We start from the raw sequence: 18,075 nt of genomic DNA on the forward strand, positions 1-18,075 counted from the left end.
CGGGGACAGCGGGTAGACGCGGGATGCATAGGTAAGCAACGGAAGCACAATGCGTCGACGAAAAGTACGGCGCAGAAGCAGTCAAGCGGTTGAGCGGTTCCACGCCGCTCACCTACGCATAATTAATGGAGGCATTTTGCTGTGTATCTAACTACGTCTTTGAAGAAACTCATGGCTTGTGCGGCCATCGGGGGGGCCTGGATTCTCATGCCGACGGGAGCAGGCGCGGCGACGAAAGGCACTTTGCTGCTCGATCGCGTGGGGCCTGTTACATCCCAGCTGTATATCTCCAATGCAGACGGTAGCGGCGAGCACCGGCTGCTTCCAACCGATGGTTTCGATTACCACGCTTCGTTTTCGAAAGACGGACAGTGGATCATATTCACATCGGAACGCGACGGTCTCGGTCAGTCCAACCTTTATCGTGTGAAGGTGAATGGCACGGACTTGCAGCGGCTCACCGATCACCCCGGCGTTTCGGATGCGGCCGTTTTTTCGCCGACGAACCCGAATATCATCGCCTTCGTTTCGTCGCGCCGAGGCGAGAAGGACTACGGTACGGTCAACATCTGGACGCTGAACATCGCGACCGGTGCCCTGAAGAACGTCACAGGTGCGCTGAAATTCGATCCGAGCAAGCCGCATAGCTATTTCAGGCCTTCCTGGTCCCCGGATGGCAAGTGGCTCGCCCTTTCTTCCGACACGGGCTCCGATTGGCGCGGCCACAATCTGCCGGTCGGCTGGGAGCGCACGCAGGAAAGCAGTATCTACCTCATCAAGCCGGATGGCTCGGACTGGAAGAAGATTGCCAGCAATCCCGGCTTCGATGAAGGTTCGCCTTCGTGGTCGCCCGATGGCAAGCACGTGGTCTTTTACGAAACGCCCGTGGAGTCGACCTGGGGCGCACACCGTCCCGAAGGAATCAATAAGGTTAGCTCGCAACTGGTATCGGTGGATGTGTCCACGCTCGAGCGAAAGGACTTGACCTCGACCCCCGGTTTCAAGGTGTTTCCGCAATACCTCAGCGATAACAACATCGCGTATCACGTGAAGGGTGGCGACACCGAAGGCTTGTACACCACAGCTGGCACGTTCCGCTCGACGGCCAACTCGGGTATCCGCTCGCCTCACTATTCGTCGGACGGCAGCAAGGTGGTCTACGAAAAAATCACGATGCGTCCGGCACATACGAATGGCACGCCGTTGTATAGCTTCGACCCGGAGTGGAACTATCGATACATCGATGTGTTCCCGCAGCTGTCACTGGATCGGCAGAAACTGGTGTACACGGAGAAGGCAGTCAACTCTTCCATTGCCATCATGAACCCCGACTTCACTGGCTATCAGCGGATTTACGATCCTGCGAACAGCGGGCTGGATCCGGTCATGATCAAGCAGGGTCTCGCCGGTGCATTCCAGCCGACCTGGTCGCCGGATCGTCAATGGGTCGCCTTCGGCGTAGGGGACTGGTTCTTTACGCGTGGCATGGGCCCCGGCCGCATCATGCGGATCAAGACCGACGGCAGCATGAACGGCAAGCCGGAAGTCCTGACCGATGGCTCGATCAATGCGGGTTTCCCGAGCTACTCGCCGGATGGCAAGAAGATCGTCTACCGCGTCTGGAGTCCGAAGGTGCAGGGTCTGCGTATCATCGATCTGGATACGCACGCTGATACGGCCTTGACCACCGAGCCGGACAACCTGCCTGGCTGGTCGCCCGACGGTAGCAAGATCTTGTTCACGCGCAAGGAAGTTAACCCGGCGGATCCGAACAAGTTCCACTATGACGTGTACACGATCCACCCGGATGGCACGGGCCTGACCCGTCTGACGACGCCGGGCGCGAACCAGGGCCATGCTGTCTGGACTTACGATGGCCGTATCGCGTATAGCTCAGGCGTGTATGGCTTCCGCGATGAACTCGCGCTGTACGACAACAGTTTCCAGCCCGATGGCCAGAACTGGGTGATGAACGCTGATGGTAGCGATCAGCATCCGATCACCGATACGCTGTGGGAAGAAGCGATGCCGCTTTATATTCCGAACCCTTAGGGCGGATATTGGATCGGCGTGGTGAAGGCGCTGTGCGGAAGCACGGCGCTTTTTTATTCGTGGGCCAACCAGTTCTGTCGTTGGCGGAAGACGCTGCCGGCCACATCTACAGGCAACGCTTATCATGTCGGTCTGGGTAACCTACAGAGACATCATCGATGAGCGACACGCGGCGCGACCTTACCGGGCATCGTAGCCAGACGGCAACGTTCCTGAGCGACTACGGCTTCTGGGCGCTGACCTTTAGCTACGTGTTGAGCCAGTTTTTTCGCAGCTACGTCGCGGTCATTGCGACTCAGGTCATCGCCGATTTCCGTTTTTCATCGGAGATGTTTGGCTGGTTTGCCGGCGCCTTTTTTCTTGTATTCGCGTTCGCGCAAATACCAGTCGGCCTGATGTTCGACCGCTATGGCGTCCGTGCGCCGACCGCGGTGCTGATGGCCATAGGGACGCTCAGTGCCGGCGTGCTGGCGTGCACCGCTGATCCATGGACCGCCATTGCTGCGCAGGCCGGCATAGGGTTGGGCTGTGCTCCCGTTTTCATGGGGCTGCTCAACTACGTGCTCAGCAGCGGCGCTGGACCGCGGCAGACAAGTGCGGTCACGACCGCCAGCGCCATTGGTATGGCGGGGGCATTGCTTGCAGCGTGGCCGCTCAGCCGGGCCACTGCTGAAGCAGGGTGGCGAACCCCCTTGCTGATTGCCGCGGGGGCGATGCTTTGCGCTACGCTCAGCGTCGTCTTGTGCGTGAAGCGCCGGGATCCTGAGTCGCATGCGTTGCGCGTCGCAGTGGCGAACGGTACACCGCGCTCGGGAGTTGGGCGCTTCTGGGCGCTGGGGCCTGCGTGTCTCGCGATGTCGGTAGGTGCAACGTTTCGCACGTCCTGGGGTGGCCCCTATCTGGCGGACGTGTTTGGCTTTGACCTGTTGGCACGCGGCAACGCGATGACGATCACCAGCCTGGCCGGAATCGCTGCATCGTTCTCCATTCCTTTGATGGTTCGGCTCTGGACGCCCAAATCCATTTCCTTGCTATGGCTTATAGCGGGGGCACTTGCGGCCGTGTTGCTCGCTGTTCTCCCTGGCGCCAGTAGCGTCCTCGGCGTGGGATTGATCTGTGTCCTGTTTTCGGTAGGTGCGATTCATCCGTTGGTCATGTCACAGGCGCGCGCGATCACACCTGCTGAGAGGCTGGGACTCGCCTTGGGTCTGCTCAATAGTCTCGTCTTCCTTGGGGTGGCGTTAGCTAGCGGTTGTTTCGGCTGGATCGCGGGACATGCAAGGCTGGCGAACGCTTCGTCCGCTCAGGTCTATGCGTTGCTGTTCGCGGTCACCGCATTGCCGCTCACGGTCGGGGCAATCGTCTATGTTTTTAGTCCTCGCACACGAGCGCCGCGCTCGGCCTGATTCATACCGCTGGGTGCAAACGTTGCTGCGCGCCTAAATCGAAGTCTGCGTTTCTGTCTGCGGCGGTTCGAGGGCGATGTCGTTGACTTTCGGCGCCCATTTACGTTGAAGCAGCACCAGCGTGCTCGTTGCGCCCATCAGCAGGAAGGCGAAGATCGCCATCATCGGCAGTAAATAGCTGCCGCCTAGATGGAGCAACCAACCTGAAAGGCTGGCCGATACGCCACCTGCGAGGCTGGTGGAAACCTGCTGTAGTCCGGTGTTCAATCCAACCGCTTGCTTGGGGATCAAGGTCAGCTTGCACAGCGCCAGATTGTTGGCTGTGACAAGGCCAAGCAGCGAAAGCGATAGCACGTTCCAGAACAACGCCATCTCGAGCGACGGCGCATAGGCACCGAGCAGCACGGTGGTTCCACCAATAAAGCCGGCAACGATGAACGCTTTACGCACAACGACGGCGTCGTTGCCACGCGCGATAATCCGGTCTGCAGCCCATCCCGCTATGGCCGCAACGATCGCGATTCCAGCAAAGCTAAAGAAGGTATAAAGACCCGATCTCTCAAGAGAAAGACCGCGTTGCTCGACCAGATAGGCTGGCATCCAGGTCATGCAATAGAAAGCGAAATAGCTGTAGCAGAAGTTATTGATCAGTCCGCCCCAGACGACAGGGCTCGCCAGCAGGTTCTTAAGGGGTACAGAGGAAGCCCTATGTATTGCTGCCGCAAGTTGCTCCCTGGACGGATAGTCGTTTTTGACCATCAGCAACCATGGCACGAGCCAGACCAGGCCAACGAGTCCCGTCGCAATGAACATCATCTTCCACGAATACGCGACGATCATCCAGGCCGCGATCGGTGCGCCCAGCGCGGGGCCCATCTTGCCGCCAATCGAAAAGATGCCTAGTGCGGTGCCTTTTTGGGTTTCTTCGAAGTTGTTGGCCAGATAGCGATAGGTAGCGGGAATCACAACGGATTCGGCCACGCCGATGAGCAGACGCATGATGATCAGGGCGGACAGCGTTGTCACGAGGCCAGTGACTGCCGCAGCGATGCACCACAGCGTGAAGCAGATCGTGTAAGGCCATTTCACGCCGTAGCGGTCGACGAGCCAGCCCATGGGCATCTGGACGAAACCGTAGGACCAGAAGACCGCTGAATTGAGCCAGCCGCGCTCGACGCTCGTCAGTGCAAATTCTCGAACGAAGCTCTTGTCCGCCAGAGCAGCGGACAGGCTCGTACGGTCGACAAACGAAATCAGCAGTCCGAGCGCGAGGAGCACGACAATGCTCCAGGGATTCTCGGCTGCCGGTCGTTTCAATTGATACGTCTCCATGAATTCTCTCTTTTCGACCGTGCTCAAAAAAATACACAATCTTATCGGTCGAAGCTGCTCGGACTGAGACGCGCCATGCCTGTCAGCATTATTACTCTAAAAGGATAGCAGGCAACATCAAAGCGTTCTCCAGAACGACGATTGGCGACCCGCCTGACGGGTCGCCAATGAGCGCATTCACGAGCACTGCTGACTAGAAATGAACCTCGGCTACAAACATCGGTGCCGACGTTATCGTGCCGACCGTTTCGTTAGTCGGCGATCCATACATGTGATACCAGTATTCGTAACCTACACCGGCATAGACCACACGCGGATGACCGGCAAACGAACCCAGATCAGCCAACAGCGAAGCGCGAGCGAGAAACTCTGTCGTAGTCGGCACGCCGAAGCCGTCCCGGCCTTTTGGCCCGGTCACGCTGGCGAAGCCCTTGAAGACCAAAGGCACAGGCCCCGCCTGAAACGGAACGAGCCACGAGCTCTCGATGTGCCACGCGGGGTTGAAATGCACGTCCACGCCCGTGATGCCATTGTGGTTGCTCTCGGTACGAACGCCGGCCGTGATGTTCCAGAAGCCACGCGGCACGGCGAACTCGATGGTTGGGCCGAACACCAGCATCCGGGCACGTTCGCCATACGCGTCGTTTTTGGTGCCGAACTCGTAACCGCCGGTGATACCAAAGTCGCGGATGAAGCCGTAACCCATGTAGTGGCCGAGAATCTTGCCGGCGCTCAACTCGACCCGGCCGATGCTATAGATTTCCTGAGCTCCGCCGTTGGACGGTCCACCGGCTTCCGGGTTGGCGGAGTTCGAGACAAGGTAGTCCACGTTGAATGCGTAACTACCGTACTTGAAACCGCCGATGGTCGAGAGATAGCCGATGTTCTGCACAACCTTGTCTGGCACACCGGGGTAGTGGAAATCGCTGCCATAACGGTAGCCGACATACGTATCGTTCCACGAAACAGGTGGCGCGCCGAACTGTTCCGCCGATTTCAAATCCGGAGCACTGAGAGCCGCTGCACCGTTCTTGTAGGTACCAGGGGCGCGTTGGCTCTGCGTCTGCTGGTCCTGCGGGTTCTGCTGGGTCGGCTGCGCTTGCGGCGGAGCGGAATCGCTCGGTGCGGTGATAACCTCTTCCGCATGACTCACTCCGCTCAAACAGCAGAAGATGGCTGCACCGAGAAGCGGCTTGCGCAAAGCTACGGATAATTTTTGCATGTCTCCTTCCATATGGTTTTTTATCGGCTCTGCTGCTGTTTAGTCTTCTTGGAGACGAACAGAGAGGCAGATGCTCGGGGCGAAATTGTCAAAAGCCGTTCGACGTACGATTGCTACGAGAAGCTAAGGCAATAGCAGGGCTTGGCGCGGTGCGCCAGATTGAAGTGGTTGTGCGTGTCTCCGTCCAGATTGGATCAGTGTTGATATGGGCGGCGTGGTCGTTTTTCGACTCTCAATCGCGCCGCACGGCCGGCAACTCGCTGGGTAATCCAACACAGAAAATTCTTGTTGCGGTGATGAGGATAGTATTTGAAGGTCGAGCGCGTGCCTCTACACAAAAACTAGATTCGCTTGCATTTTTTGTTGCAGCGGTCGTGGCGCGATGAGATGGATCGGTTCGAACCATATCTCACCACTCAGACGTGCAGCACGTTGTTCCCACTACCTCCACGTCATCGCGGAAACGGAACGTTCCGCCTTCATCCGCCAATCGACGAAAAATGCCAGTGAATCTAGTTTTTGTGTAGGGACGCACGGCCGGGCATCCAATACTCTTATTTCTCATCAAGGGCGTTCGGCCCAAGCAGTCCAATTCAAAAAGAGCAACGGAGACTTTCATGGGACGGAGCATCGCTCTTGTCTTTTCGGCGCGATGAATGCCGCCGCCAGATTCGCTCGTCTTACCCTCTCGTATCGCCTGGCACATGGTGGCCCGAAGTGCCAGGCTTATCGGCGCTTTGAGCGCGTTTCGCTGCACGGTATGTGGTTGGAGGAATCTGCCAATTTTTAAAAATTAGGCATACGAAGTACATAAATAACTAGACGTTAAATCGGAGACTGCATGAAAAAGCTGAGAGTTTTTGTGTCTGGCGCGGTATCGGCATGTGTTTTCAATGCCGCATACGCCCAGTCGTCAGTCACGCTCTACGGCGTGATCGATAACGGTGTGGAATATCAGAACCCAGGCTCTGCCCCTGCGACGATCCGCGCCATATCCGGCGGGCTGTTTGCAAGCCGATACGGCTTGAAGGGCAGCGAGGACATCGGCGGCGGTCTTCACGTCAACTTTCAGTTGGAGCAAGGCTTCTCGGGCGCGACCGGCGCGGCGTCGAACGCCGCGGATGCCTTTAATCGTCAGGCTTGGGTGGGCCTGTCCGGGAGCTTTGGTGAGGCGCGCTTTGGGTTGCAAAATACGCCCCAATACATATTCATGAACCCCGAACTCGACCCTATGGCAGTGATGAGCATCGGGTCCCCAATGAACAATTTCAACAGCCTGACCATCCGGGTCAATAACGCGATTTCCTATTTCACCCCCACGGTATACGGCCTCACCGCGCAATTTATGGTCGCGATGCGCGATCAAACGACCAGACCGAGTGACGGATTGCAGTTCTACAACGCGGCAGTCCGCTATGTAAACGGGCCGTTTCGCGCGGCGGCCGGCTATGAGCAGGCGGCCAATGCAACCGGGACGTCTATCCTGAAGGTGTTTAACGCAGGGGCTTCGCTCGGCGTGGGCGCTGCCCGGTTTTATCTGGCCTACCACACGGAGCGCCAGACCGACGACAGCGAGAAGCGTGACGTCTATGAGGCATCGAGTTCGTACTCGTTCAGTAGCGCTGACCAGCTGTCGCTGATGTACGGCTATGCGCATGACAGAACAGGGCAGGGGAACAACGCGCAGCAGGTTGGTTTGACCTATGAGTACTTCCTGTCGAAGGCCACCACCCTCTACGCGGCCACCGGTTTCATTCAGAACCGAAACGAAGCGGACTTTACCCTCAACGGTACTTCGTATGCAGGCGTCACTGTCGCGCCGGGTTCCAACACGCGCGGCGTAACGCTTGGAATGGTGCATTCGTTCTGAGTACGCGGCGCCCGCGTCTCGAGACCGGCGCCGCCCGTGGGGGTAAGTCGCAAGTTACCCCTTCGGAAATCTATGGAAAAATATGCCCTGTTTCCGCGATCTTGCGAGACGGTTAAGATTGCGTGCTGCACGGGGCGATTCCAGCGACGAGATACGCTGAAAACAGCGGATATTCGAGCTCGGCAGAAGATCTTCAAGACCTTCGGCGGCAGGATGGCCATTGGTAAATACCCTCCTGTAACTGCCGCAGATTCGACGAGCGGTTGGCTTGAAGTCAGGTTGGAATCCGTTCTCAACGTCAGTGAACGAACGTAGAGGCGGTTTCATAAATTCCCCGGGACTGTTAGCATTTCTGCAATCGCGATCGGCGCGAACCGTCATGGTGTCGTGCAACTTCGGCCCGCGCTCGGTGCGCCACTGTGTCGTGTGCGCTTCGAAGCCGATCGCTTCAAGAGCCAAGGTGCTCTACGCCGGTATATGGCCTGCGCGGAATTCGCGTCAGAAATCTTCCGCGTGAGGCTGGAATTTCAAGGACGGCCGTACGCATCGATACGGCCGCCAAGGAGACGTTATGACATACAGTACCGTGGCAAAGTACCCGCCCAAATCTGTCCCCAAAGCGAAGCAGACAACCGTTCCGAAAGTCCGCCTGTACGTTGAGCGCCCTGAAAAAGAGAACTGGTTTGTTCACGTTGGACATGTCACCGACAGGGGCCGCTGGAAAACGGAGCCCCACGCGCATCCCGCTTATGGTCAGGTGATATTCGTTCGTAGCGGCCGCGGCGTCATGAATCTCGAGGGAAGCAGCGTGCCGTTCGAGGGCCCATGTGCCTTGCTATTGCCTACTGAATGCGTTCACGGTCTCGACTATGAAATCGATGTGGACAGATGGGTCGTGACAATCGAGGTGGCATATCTGACCCAGGTTAACGCCAAACTTCAGGAGTTCATCTCGCTCTGGGCGGCGCCCCGGATGATCCCGCTCTCCTATTCGGCCGAGGCGGGAATCGAGTTCTGCAACCTGATCAAGAGCCTCAAGCACGAGGTCGAGTCGGACGCGGTTGGTCATGTGGTGGGCACAGAAGCATTGCTGACGAGTCTTCTGCTCATGCTGGTACGCGAAACACGCCTGGAAGAAACCGGCAACGAAAGTGCAACACGCAACGATGTCCGCCAGGTCGACCGGTTCCGCAAACTGATTGACGAACATTTCCGCGAGAACCTGCAACTGCAAGACTACGCATCAATGATGGCCGTGTCCCTAGTGCAATTGCGTGCAGCATGTGCCTCCGCTACTGAGCAAAGTCCTACGAAAATGATCCACGCGCGCATTATTACCGAGGCAAAGCGTAACCTCATTTTCGGAGACATGTCGGTGGAGCAGATCGCCTTTGGGCTTGGCTTCGCGGACGCCGCGTACTTTACGCGTTTCTTCCGGCGGGAAGTCGGACAAGCGCCGAGCCAGTTTCGCGTCGCTGCCCGGCAGCAGCCTCATCGCAAGGTCGTTTCGCAGTAAGCGAACTCATGGTGCCGTTGGAGCGTCTATGACGCCAGCACCGGACCCCCTTTTTTGCCAGCGGTCGAGTCGACTCGCTTGCCCGGGTCGCCTGCCGCGGCGATTCGTTTCCATTCCGCGCGACCCCATCGTCTCAAGCCCACGTTGTAGCTGAGCACATCAAAAAAGTGCAAGTGAATCGGACTTTTGTGCAGGGACGCGGGCTTGCGAATCCGATACTCTTGACCGGCACGGTCACCGCATCGACGATCTCGAGACCGATGATTGACCGTTTGCGTGCTTTGAACGAATTTTAAAAAAACACACTATGAGACAGCCTCTCCCGAGAAACAGGCTGACGCGGTACGGAGCTGCCGCGATGCTTGTTTCGCTTGCGTCAATCGCAGGAACATACAGCACGCCTAACAATGCTGCCACGTTACCGGACAGTGCACAGACAGAACTCGTCTACGTGGGCACGCAGAAGAGCCAGATCGACGCGCTAAGCCTCGACACGGCCACCGGCAAGCTGACGGCAATCGGCCCGGTTGCGGAAGGACCTAAATCGACATGGGTCGCTGTACATCCCCATCTGCCGATTCTCTACGCAGTAGATGACGACAACGCCAGGGAAGGAAGCATCACCGCATACGCGGTGGATCGCGGGACGGGTGCGCTCACGAAGATGAACGCTGTTCTCACGGGGGGCAACGGAAGCACGTATCTGGGGTGGGACGCACCCTCGATGACCTTGTTCTCCGCCAATTACGCAAGCGGTTCCGTATCCAGCGTCTCCGTCAACCCCGACGGAAGCCTGGGCTCACTCGTGTCGACGATCAAGGAAACGGGTTCCGGGCCGAATCGTCGACAGGCGAGCGCGCATGCGCATAGCGCTGCAGTCGATCCGTCAGGTCGATATGCGCTCATCCCCGATCTGGGTGCCGATCGTGTGTTCGTTTACGGCTTTGACCGCGCAACTCATACTTTGTCGCCAGGTGACGAGTCCAACTCACGTGCCTTCGTCGTTCCACCTGGCAGCGGCCCCCGTCACATCGCTTTCGGTATGAGCGGCGAGTTTGTCTATCTGCTGACCGAACTGAGCGCGAATCTCATGGTGCTGCGCTGGGACGCATCGCAAGGACACCTGATGTTAGTGCAATCGGTGCCGACAACCAGCCCGGAATTCCAAGGGGCGAAGAGCGGAGCCGAGCTTGCGATCAGCGGTGACGGGCGTTTCGTCTATGTGGAGAACCGCGGTGAAAATGCGCTGGTTGTTTATAGCGTCAACCCTGAATCGGGCGAGCTTTCGCTTGTTCAGCGCACGTCAGCAGGCGGTGAGAAACCATGGGGATTTGGAATCGATCCGTCGGGAAAGTGGCTGCTAGTTGCCAACCAGCAGAGCGGCACAGTCAATGCGTTCAATATTGACCCTGTGTCTGGCATGGTTTCGAACACCGGGCAATCGGTTGACGAGCCGACTCCGGTCAGTGTTGCCTTCGTGAAATAAGGTACTACATCGCGTCGCCCCTGCACGCTTTTCGCTGTGAAGAAAAAGACGGCCGCTCCGGAGACGAAGGAGGGGATCCGGAGTCCGGAGCGGCCGTGAGAGGAACAGACGACTACTTCAAAGTGAACTTGCTGCGCTTTAGAACTTGTACGTTGCGCCAACCTGCAGATAACGGCCCATGTACGTGTACAGCGACTGGTCGTAACCGGTCTGGTCAATCTGGTTGACCCACAGCGGATCGTACGGAGGCGCCTTGTTGAAGATGTTGTTCATGCCACCGTAGATCGTCCAGTGCTTGAAGCCCGTGTACGCTACGTTCAGGTTGAACACGCTATAGGAGGCGGTGGAGTAGTCCAGACCCAGCGCGTCCGAGTACGGCCCCGTGTATTGCCATTCCAGATCGGCATTCCACTGGTGGAAGTTCCACGACAGGTCCGTGTTGCCCTTCCAGCGCGGGAACGAACCGCCGAACGGCTGCGCGAGCGTCAGGTCGTTACCTGCACCGTCAACCGTCGAGGCGAGGCCGCCAATGCCGTTCATCTTGAAGTGCCAGATATAGGCCCAGTCGGCCGACAGCTTGAACGTACCGACCGGGGTCGGCAACGACTGCGAGAACGTCGTTTCGAAGCCGTCCGTGTCGAACGAACCCAGGTTCTCGTACGTGTTGACCATGTACGCGATCGAGCCGTCCGCGTTGAAGACCGTGGCCGACGGATCGAGCTGGGTGCCGATCGCCTTGTCGACGTGAATCTTGTACCAATCGAAGCCGATGTCAGTCGTACGCGTCGGCGACAGTTCGAAGCCGATGTTGTAGTTCTTCGTGCGTTCCGGCTGCAGATCCGGGTTGCCCTTGGTAATAACGTTTTCGTCCTGACCGTTCGGACCGATCGGCATGATGCCGATGTTCGACGAATTCGTATTCTCGAGGAATTCCGGCGCGCGGAAGCCACGGGTGTACGAAGCGTAGGTGGTCAACTGCTGGATCGGTTGGAAGCGCAGGGCGAAACGCGGCGAGAACGCACCGCCGAAGTCGCTGTAGTGGTCGTAACGGCCCGACTGGCTGAACGTCAGCATCTTGTCGATCAACGGCACATCGACCTGGTAGTACACGGCCGCCACGTTACGCTCACCGGCTACTTCCTGGAGGTTCGGGTTCAGTACGTTACCGCTCAGGTAGTTGCCGCCTTCCTCGATCAGTTCGCTTTCGTGCAGGAACTGGGCACCGAGACCGAGGCCCACATCGCCGGTCGGCAGATGGAACAGGTTCGGCGTTGCCAGCGTTGCGTCGAAGGCGTCGAGCTTGGAAATACCGAGGTTGTCAGCCGTCGTCAGGATGCTGTTCAGCGCACCGGGTGTAGCCGACGGATTCACGAAGTTAAGCGTGCCGTTGTTGAGCGCAGTCTGCAGGGCATTCGGGTTGATCACACTGCCGAGCGTGTTGCTCACCGTGCTCATGGAATGGGTGTAGCCCACATTCCAGTCCCAGTCCTGCTTGCCGAGCTCGTAGCTGCCCTTCAAGCCCATTGCCGCGCGCCAGAAATTCGAATCCGTGGTCGAGCTATACGTGGTCGGGAGGTAGCCAAACAGTTCCTGCGCTACGCCGGTCGTGTTGTACGGATTGTTGGCCGGAACGGTAAAGCTGAGAGGGCTGACGGTCTTGGTGGTCGGGCTGTACGCAAGCCCGTTGCCGACGACTACAGGGCCATCGTTTGTGGTGGTCGTGTTGTTGCTTTCCCAAAGGTCGGCGTAGGCGGTCGTCGTGTCGTTGATCTTGAAGTCGGCGTGAACTTTAGCGTTGAGACGCTCGGTCATCGGCTCGATCGAAACGTCTTCAGCCGTATTCTTCAGGCACACGTTGCCGCTACTGATTGCGCCGGTTTGTGACGCAATAATGCTGTTGCCAGCCGGCACAGAAGTCGCGCAGCCGTAAGGCGTCGCTGCACCCGTGTTGGGGTTCAGGAGGTATGACGGTTGCTGGATACTGCCGCCAAACGGCTTGTTGCTGAAGTCCTGGTTCTCGGTCGTGTCGCGATCGGCAAGCGTATAGCCGTTCGACTTGTAATAGCTGGCGGTCGCAGTGACGTTGAAGCCATCCGACGCGAGATTACCGAAGCCGCCGAGGACGCCGAACTTGGTCGTGCCGCCGCCGCCTTGCGTGGCGCCGCCAATGCTGCCGTCGAGTTGCAGGCCCTGGAAGTCATGCTTCGTGATGATGTTGACCACACCGCCGATAGCGTCCGAACCGTACTGCGATACAGCACCCGTCTTCACCACTTCAATCCGGTCCACCACGTTTAGCGGCAACGTATTCAGGTCGAAGAACTGGTCTGAACCGTTGACGGCAAATGCGAACGGCGCGACGCGCTGACCGTCCACAAGCACCAGCGTGTATTTTTCGCTGAGGCCGCGCAGTGCGATGCCCGAACCGCCTGCAGCAAAACTGTCGGAGGTGGACTCTCCCCAGCTATTAGCCGAGTTGGCCGAGATCTGGCGCATGTAATCGGACACGTCCTTCGCACCCGAATCCTGGATTTCCTTCGAGTTGATGACCTGGACCTGATTGAACCCGGTCTTGTCCGCCTGACGGATCAGCGAACCTGTCACCTGAAACGTCTGCAGTTGCTTGACGTTCTTGCCGCCCGTCGCTGTAGCGCCCGATGCTGCCGCCGGAGCGGCTGCTGCAGCCGTGCCCGACGCCGCTGCTGCCGGCGTCGCCGGCTGGCTTTGCGCGAATGCCGGAACGGCGATCGCCGTGGACAACGCTAGTTCAGCCCAAATTATTCTTCTGATGGCAATCGCCAATGCCCTTTGCTTCATCTCACCCCTCACACTTGTCAGTAAGGCCACACGTTGTTATGCGGAGAGTGGTTTTATGGACCTCTCCCCGCGGTTCGCGGCGTCGATGCGCCGTATTCCGCCGAAACGCTGCGCGCAAGCGTCTTCACACGCACTCCATGTATGAGGTGCGCGCAGCATGGATAAACCGATGGTGATATCCCCGATGTCTGTCGGACTACTAACGGTTATGTCTTGATTTGCATAGCAATTAAAATTTTTTTCGTGAGAGCGTCAGACGCCCGGGTCTATGACACGCTTGCCGACAAATGCTTGTACTTCTCTCTGCCCCAGCACCTTTTTTGTGCTTTCAAAAAGGGTGCACAGATTACGCTCATTGTCGTGCACCGCCTATGTGCGAGCTGCACAAGCCCGTTGCTTGGGGTTTTTACCTAACACAGCCATTACAGGGTGTTGCCAGATGTAATCTAGCTAAGATACATATTTCTAAATTTGTTAGATACAAATAAAAATGTTTTACCTAGAGGAGGACGTCGGTGTGGCGTAGCAACGACAGCGGTGTGGAACCCGCTAGTCGTTGCGTTAGGGCTTCCCCTCATTTCGGATCACGCTCAAATCTTTGCCGGCTGCCCCGTCGCGCTGCCCGCTGCCTGGCCTCGTCGCGCTGGCGCCGCATTGCCGCTTGCTTGTCCTCAAAGAACTCTGCTTCGCGCTGTAACTTCTTGTACGAGTTGAGGCGTCTTAACGTTAGGCGACCTTCGTCCACGGCCTGCGTGACGGCGCAACCTGCCTCCCCGTTGTGCCCGCAATTGCGAAACGCACACTGGCTCATCAAGTGCGCGATGTCTTCAAAGGCGTCGCTCAGGCTATCGGCGCTAGCGCTTACGCCGACGCTCCGGATGCCCGGGGTGTCGATGATCACGCCGCTTTCCGGCAGCATGAACAGCGAGCGGCTGGTAGTCGTATGCGATCCGCGCGCGCCCTTAGCGCTTACGCCTAGCGTCAACTGCCGTTGTGATTCGGTCAAGGCGTTCACGATGGAACTCTTGCCAACGCCAGACGACCCGACGAACACGCAGGTTTCATCCTCCGCGATCATGAGCTTGAGTTGCGTTACCCCCGGTTCGCTAAAAGTGCTTAGCACACACACGGGGATTTCCGGTCCGAGTTCCGCGATCTGTTCGAGATAGGTGTTTGGGTCCGTCGCCAGATCGGCCTTGTTCAGGACAAGAACGGGTGAGATGTGGTTCGCGCGGGCCAGGAGCAGATAGCGTTCAAGTCGCGACAAGTTGAATTCGTCCGTGCAGGACGTGACGATGAACAGCTTGTCGACATTGGCCGCCAGCAGTTGCACACGGTCCTCGCCTGTACTGCGCTGGAAACAACTACTGCGCTCGAGGATGTCGATAAATTCGACTTCGCCGGTTTCCGTCGGGGTGCCAAGTATCCAGTCGCCGATGATGGGCGCTCGTTCGCTCTTCCTCGCAAAGGTCAGGTTGAATGGTCGCAGTTGTCCTCCTGCGTCGCCGGATACGACAAAGCGCAAGCCGAAGTCCTCGGTGACGCGATAGGGTTGGCCGATGCCGTAGCGTGCGGCGTGTTCTGCGAAGTGATCGTTGAAGCCCAGTTTTCTTAAGGAGTTGGACAAGATTGTTAGTTCCTGAATGATCTATAGGTCGGGCATTCGCATAGGGATGCTTCAATGCCACAGGCACACACGGTGGCGTGCCACGCTGAATGAAATAAGCATGACTAACGAGACCCGATGCGTTCGCCGCCGGAATGTATGGGACGAGCGCGAGCCACCGCGACGACTGACGCGACGCGGTTTAGGCCTGCATGAGGTCTGGAGAGCGTGCTAGAAAACGCAACGCCTGGAAGGAGGGGGATCGTGGAGCAAGCGGAATCCGTGGACTTGCGCAAGGCACGCTAGTCCGGCGCCAATGCTGCCGAGGCGCGGGTTATTTCGCTGGAGAAGGAAGACGCGCAACCAGCGCGTTAGTTCAACGATTGCAGACCCATTAGGGCCGAGTGTCCTGCTTGGACGTTGAGGACTTGGAGGATGAAGGCTAAGACGCGCAGACGCGGTCTTGCAAAGCAGGTTGGATTCGAGCGTGGTCATGATCCCAATGCATGGAAGAATTCAGAAGAAAGTCGCCTGAAGCTGCGGTGTAAAGATCTTTCATATCCAAACCTCCTGATTGCAGTGGGTCCGCCCTGAAACAAAACAATAGCCTGACGCCAAGTGGGACCGAGTGTTGACGGTGTACGACGGCGCCTATGATATCCGAGAATAAAAATTCTGGAGGAGGAATCTTTGCATTGGGATACGAGGCTGCCCCAGCAGCCTCATTCTGATGCTTTCTCATCCCCCGCCGCAGCGAGCAAATGCGCAATAAAAGTCGCCAGCAGCGGCGGCTGCTCGCCGCTGTTCCTAAGGCCAATATAGAACTGGCGAGTTGCCCACCCATCGAGCAGGCGGATAGCCCTAAGACCATAACGGCCGAGATAGGAAGCGGCAATCAGCTCCGGCATGATGCCAATGCCGATCCTTTCGCGGATCATGCGGCAGCGTGCTTCGTAGTTCGAAACTTCGATGCGAACATTGAGCGGTCGCGACAACCCGTCTTCAGCGAGCGACAGAAACGCCTCATATGAGTGTCGCGGAAAATAGCCGACGAACGGATAGTCCTTTGCCGCTTCGAGCGTTGTTTCGTTGTGCGTGGCGAGTGGGTGGTCGAGCGGCACGACCAGCACGACGCGATCGCGGTGGTAGGCAATCGAATGAATGCCTGGCGCGGGCGTGACGGCATGATAAATACCGATGTCCGAATCGGCATCGGCGATCAAGCGCGGAATGTCGTAACTGTAGCGTTCCTGCAGTTCGATCTGAACATTGGGCTCGCTCACGTAATAACGGCTAAGCGCTTGCGGCAGGAACTGGATGATCGACGAGCGGTTCGCGGCCAGCCGGATTTTCGGCTGCCCGCTCATGCCGAACTCCGCTACCGAGTTTTGCGCCAGTTCGACGCTGCGCAAGATCGCCTTCGCGCGATGATAGAGCGCCGCGCCAGCGGGTGTCGGTTCGACGCCGCGTCCATGGCGCACGAGCAGCGTCGTGCCGAGCCGCCGCTCCAGCTCGGCGATGCGCTTGCTCGCCGCCGACGTAGCCAGATTCTCGCGTTCTGCAGCTTTCGAAAGGCTCTTCGCCTCGATGGCGGCCACCAGCATCTGGAGGCCGGGCAAATCCATTTTCATGCGCGGGACGATCCATGGGATGACGCGGGCCGGCGTTTCGCCACGCCCGCAAGGGTGGATGCATGATACGCGAGGTCCCCGGCTTGCCGCGCGCAGTGCGCGAGGATCAAAGCGGGAAATCGTAGAGGCGCGCCGGATTGCTTACCAGTATGGCTTGTCTCGACGCAGCATCGGGCACGGCGCGCAAGAAATGCTCGATCAGTGTGCCGTCGTCCGGCATCCTTGCGGACTCGAAGTAATTGACGTGCGGCCAGTCGCTGCCCCACACCACATGATCGGGGTTGGCCGCAAGAATCGCGGCCTCGAAGGCGAACACGTCTTCGTACGGTGCCCCCGTTGCGGAAATCCGATCCGCGCCCGATATCTTGGTCCACGCGGCGCCGTCGGCGAGCAGGGCGACAAGCGTCTGAAAGCCGGCGTCATCCGTGCCGCGTGAAACATTCATGCGCCCCATGTGATCGACGACTAGCGGGATCGACAGTGCACGCAACGTGGGCGCGAGTTCCGGCAGGTCGGGCGCGTGAACCCATATCTGCGCGTGCCAGCCGCGCGCCGCAAGACGCGGGGCGAGGGCGCGCAGATCGTCGAGGCCGGCGCCGTTGCGGTACACCTTCTGCCCGTGCTCCTGATAGAGATTGAAGCGGGCGCCGCGCACCCCATGCAGCGTGAGGCTGTCGAGCTCGGCCTCGGAGGTGCTGCCGTCGATTACCGCCACGCCGCGCAATCGCGTAGGGGCTTGCCGGAGTGCGTCGACGAGAGAGCGGTTATCGGTGCCGTACACGCTTGCTGTTACGACTACGCCGCGCGCGAAGCCTGTGGCATCGAGTTGTTCGATGAAGCGCGTCACGGGGTTTTCCGGTGGTGTATAGCTGCGTTCGTCGGCCAAAGGAAATTGCGTGTAAGGGCCGAACACGTGTGCATGGCAATCACACGCGCGCGGTGGAATGGCGGCCGGCACAAAGGCCGGGGGCGGCAGGGGACCGAGGCAGGGTTTCGTCATTGTGAACAGGTGTTTAGTCGGGCTGAACGGAAGGCGGCAAAGCGCAGCGCATACTTGCATGGTACGGATCGTTTGCCGCTCGAGCGTTATCTAAATGGAAACGCTGCATTCGCCAAAATGAACAGCAGCCCTATCTG

At 58.3% G+C, this 18,075-nt stretch carries 11 protein-coding genes; 5 read left to right on the plus strand and 6 right to left on the minus strand.

Translation table 11 applies throughout. The annotated features are described in order from the left end of the window. Positions 1-207 precede the first annotated feature (207 nt). Together BUS06_RS25730 and BUS06_RS25735 are read left to right on the plus strand one after the other, a co-directional pair. Positions 208-2,052, plus strand: a complete 1,845-nt coding sequence (locus BUS06_RS25730; RefSeq protein ID WP_254368958.1) for a hypothetical protein — start codon at positions 208-210, stop codon at positions 2,050-2,052. A gap of 158 nt (positions 2,053-2,210) precedes the next feature. Continuing rightward, positions 2,211-3,458 carry an MFS transporter gene (locus BUS06_RS25735; RefSeq protein ID WP_074267222.1) on the plus strand — a complete coding sequence of 416 codons (1,248 nt, stop codon included), beginning with the start codon at positions 2,211-2,213 and terminating at the stop codon, positions 3,456-3,458. Positions 3,459-3,491: 33 nt separating this feature from the next. On the opposite strand, the gene BUS06_RS25740 is transcribed toward BUS06_RS25735, so the two are convergent. Both BUS06_RS25740 and BUS06_RS25745 read right to left on the minus strand, forming a co-directional pair. Continuing rightward, positions 3,492-4,790: an MFS transporter gene (locus BUS06_RS25740; RefSeq protein ID WP_074267223.1), complete on the minus strand. Its 1,299-nt coding sequence runs from the start codon at positions 4,788-4,790 to the stop codon at positions 3,492-3,494. Positions 4,791-4,983: 193 nt separating this feature from the next. Continuing rightward, positions 4,984-6,012, minus strand: coding sequence for a hypothetical protein (locus BUS06_RS25745; RefSeq protein WP_074267224.1), 1,029 nt, complete (start codon positions 6,010-6,012; stop codon positions 4,984-4,986). A gap of 841 nt (positions 6,013-6,853) precedes the next feature. On the opposite strand from BUS06_RS25745, the gene BUS06_RS25750 reads away from it, so the two are divergent. From BUS06_RS25750 to BUS06_RS25760, 3 genes are all read left to right on the plus strand, one after another. Continuing rightward, positions 6,854-7,882 carry a porin gene (locus BUS06_RS25750; protein ID WP_074267225.1) on the plus strand — a complete coding sequence of 343 codons (1,029 nt, stop codon included), beginning with the start codon at positions 6,854-6,856 and terminating at the stop codon, positions 7,880-7,882. A 571-nt stretch (positions 7,883-8,453) separates the two neighbouring features. After that, positions 8,454-9,398 (plus strand): helix-turn-helix domain-containing protein, encoded by a 945-nt coding sequence (locus BUS06_RS25755; protein ID WP_074267226.1) that lies wholly within the window; start codon positions 8,454-8,456, stop codon positions 9,396-9,398. Between the two features lie 358 nt (positions 9,399-9,756). Beyond that, positions 9,757-10,884 carry a lactonase family protein gene (locus BUS06_RS25760; protein ID WP_143787653.1) on the plus strand — a complete coding sequence of 376 codons (1,128 nt, stop codon included), beginning with the start codon at positions 9,757-9,759 and terminating at the stop codon, positions 10,882-10,884. A gap of 138 nt (positions 10,885-11,022) precedes the next feature. Here BUS06_RS25760 and BUS06_RS25765 read toward each other — a convergent pair whose 3' ends face one another. The 4 genes from BUS06_RS25765 to BUS06_RS25780 form a co-directional block, all read right to left on the minus strand. Beyond that, on the minus strand, positions 11,023-13,701 hold the full coding sequence (locus BUS06_RS25765) for a TonB-dependent receptor (protein ID WP_074267228.1): 2,679 nt from the start codon (positions 13,699-13,701) through the stop codon (positions 11,023-11,025). 574 nt (positions 13,702-14,275) lie between these two features. Continuing rightward, a complete protein-coding gene (gene rsgA, locus BUS06_RS25770; RefSeq protein ID WP_074267229.1) occupies positions 14,276-15,328 on the minus strand; it encodes a ribosome small subunit-dependent GTPase A in 1,053 nt (350 codons plus the stop codon). Between the two features lie 701 nt (positions 15,329-16,029). Then, the gene (locus BUS06_RS25775; protein ID WP_074267230.1) at positions 16,030-16,938 is read right to left on the minus strand and encodes a LysR family transcriptional regulator; all 909 of its coding nucleotides are present in this window, start codon (positions 16,936-16,938) and stop codon (positions 16,030-16,032) included. A gap of 106 nt (positions 16,939-17,044) precedes the next feature. After that, positions 17,045-17,998 carry an amidohydrolase family protein gene (locus tag BUS06_RS25780; protein ID WP_367946971.1) on the minus strand — a complete coding sequence of 318 codons (954 nt, stop codon included), beginning with the start codon at positions 17,996-17,998 and terminating at the stop codon, positions 17,045-17,047. Between the last annotated feature and the right edge of the window lie 77 nt (positions 17,999-18,075).

This window comes from Paraburkholderia phenazinium (genome assembly GCF_900141745.1).
Classification (GTDB): domain Bacteria; phylum Pseudomonadota; class Gammaproteobacteria; order Burkholderiales; family Burkholderiaceae; genus Paraburkholderia; species Paraburkholderia phenazinium_B.

Bases quoted from the DNA above. Each gene is read 5' to 3' on its own strand.
- BUS06_RS25730 (WP_254368958.1), top strand. From the start codon at position 208: ATGCCGACGGGAGCAGGCGCGGCGACGAAAGGCACTTTGCTGCTCGAT.
- BUS06_RS25735 (WP_074267222.1), top strand. From the start codon at position 2,211: ATGAGCGACACGCGGCGCGACCTTACCGGGCATCGTAGCCAGACGGCA.
- BUS06_RS25740 (WP_074267223.1), bottom strand. From the start codon at position 4,790: ATGGAGACGTATCAATTGAAACGACCGGCAGCCGAGAATCCCTGGAGC.
- BUS06_RS25745 (WP_074267224.1), bottom strand. From the start codon at position 6,012: ATGCAAAAATTATCCGTAGCTTTGCGCAAGCCGCTTCTCGGTGCAGCC.
- BUS06_RS25750 (WP_074267225.1), top strand. From the start codon at position 6,854: ATGAAAAAGCTGAGAGTTTTTGTGTCTGGCGCGGTATCGGCATGTGTT.
- BUS06_RS25755 (WP_074267226.1), top strand. From the start codon at position 8,454: ATGACATACAGTACCGTGGCAAAGTACCCGCCCAAATCTGTCCCCAAA.
- BUS06_RS25760 (WP_143787653.1), top strand. From the start codon at position 9,757: ATGCTTGTTTCGCTTGCGTCAATCGCAGGAACATACAGCACGCCTAAC.
- BUS06_RS25765 (WP_074267228.1), bottom strand. From the start codon at position 13,701: ATGAAGCAAAGGGCATTGGCGATTGCCATCAGAAGAATAATTTGGGCT.
- BUS06_RS25775 (WP_074267230.1), bottom strand. From the start codon at position 16,938: ATGAAAATGGATTTGCCCGGCCTCCAGATGCTGGTGGCCGCCATCGAG.
- BUS06_RS25780 (WP_367946971.1), bottom strand. From the start codon at position 17,998: ATGCAAGTATGCGCTGCGCTTTGCCGCCTTCCGTTCAGCCCGACTAAA.